The 1,602-nt window shown below is 41.3% G+C and carries 1 protein-coding gene; it reads left to right on the forward strand.

From position 1 onward, the window contains the following. Positions 1 to 256: 256 nt before the first annotated feature. Complete coding sequence (iscB, locus tag F6K46_RS39625) at positions 257 to 1,528, forward strand: RNA-guided endonuclease IscB (RefSeq protein WP_293068972.1); 1,272 nt, start codon at positions 257 to 259, stop codon at positions 1,526 to 1,528. Positions 1,529 to 1,602 lie beyond the last annotated feature (74 nt).

The following is a 1,602-nucleotide window of genomic DNA, read 5'->3' on the forward strand; positions in this document are numbered from 1 at the left end:
GTCAATAACTCACCGTCAAATCCTTTGGATTATGACGGGAGCTTGTAAGAAGCTCATAGTTGACCAGTCTAAGTTCTTTAGAACTACGTTATTTCTGAGTGTTAAAGTTCCTACCTGAGGATGCGTAGCCAGTCCCCAGCTCTAGAACTCAATTGTTAAACAGGTGTAGTTGAGTTAAGCCAGTGCGATTGAGAATGTACCGGGAAATAACATTGACGAGGCTCACTTAACCCTAGCAATAGGAGAAAACACAATTATGCGTGTATTTGTACTCAACAAAAATCGACAACCTTTAGATCCATGTAAGCCCGCGAGAGCCAGAATTTTACTTTCGACAGGGAAAGCCAAGGTATATCGTCGTTATCCATTCACTATTATTTTGACGGAGGAAGTAAAAAATCCAGTAATTCACAAACATCAAGTAAAAATAGATCCTGGTTCAAAAACAACTGGTCTAGCTATAGTCCAAGGGGAACGAGTAATCTGGGGATCTGAACTCACCCATAGGGGTTCCCAAATACGAGATAATTTAATCTCTCGTGGGCAGTTAAGACGGTCTCGTCGTAATCGCAAAACTCGATATCGCCAGCCCAGATTTCTTAATAGAACTAAACCGAAAGGTTGGTTAGCCCCTAGTTTGACGTCTAGGGTTCAAAATATTTTAACTTGGGTTAAAAAGTTGATTCGATTCTGTCCTATCACCGGCATATCCCAAGAATTGGTTAGGTTCGACACTCAAAAGCTACAAAATCCTGAACTATCTGGTATCGAGTACCAACAGGGGACACTTTACGGCTATGAACTTCGGGAATATTTACTTGAGAAATGGAATCGCAAGTGTGCTTATTGTGGGGCAACAGGTACTCAGTTAGAAATCGAGCATATTAAACCATTATCTAAAGGTGGTTCCAATCGGGTTTCTAATTTAACTATTGCGTGCCATTCGTGTAACCAGGCTAAATCAAATCAAGATATTGAGCTATTTTTGTCTAAAAAACCTAGTATTTTGAAACGAATACTGAGTCAATCTAAACGTCCACTGGCTGATGGGGCTTCTGTTAACTCAACTCGCTGGAAATTGTATCACGATCTTAAATCAATAGGATTGCCTGTTGAAGTGGGGAGCGGTGGATTAACAAAATTTAACAGGTGCCGCCAAGATCTTCCTAAAACTCATTGGCTTGATGCGGCCAATGTTGGAAAAGTTGAAACTCTAATTATTGAAGTGACCAAACCTTTATTAATAACGGCCAAAGGACACGGCACTCGTCAGCTCTGTAGGACTAATAAGTATGGGTTCCCCATTCGTCATTGCTCCAGAATTAAATTTCACAAAGGCTTTCAGACAGGAGATATTGTCCGCGCCGTGGTTACTAAGGGAAAAAAGATTGGGACTTATGTAGGACGGGTTGCTACTAGAAAATCCGGGTCTTTCAATATCTCAACTTTGGGAGGACTAGTGCAAGGGATTAGTCACAAATATTGTCGATTTATTCACAGAAAGGATGGTTATGCTTATACAAATTAGATCCTGTCCTCCCTTTCCTCTCGCCGTTAACCCTACGGGTATAACGGGAGTCTCCAGGGAGGTGGACAGATGAA

Source organism: Moorena sp. SIO3E8, assembly GCF_010692445.1.
Classification (GTDB): domain Bacteria; phylum Cyanobacteriota; class Cyanobacteriia; order Cyanobacteriales; family Coleofasciculaceae; genus Moorena; species Moorena bouillonii.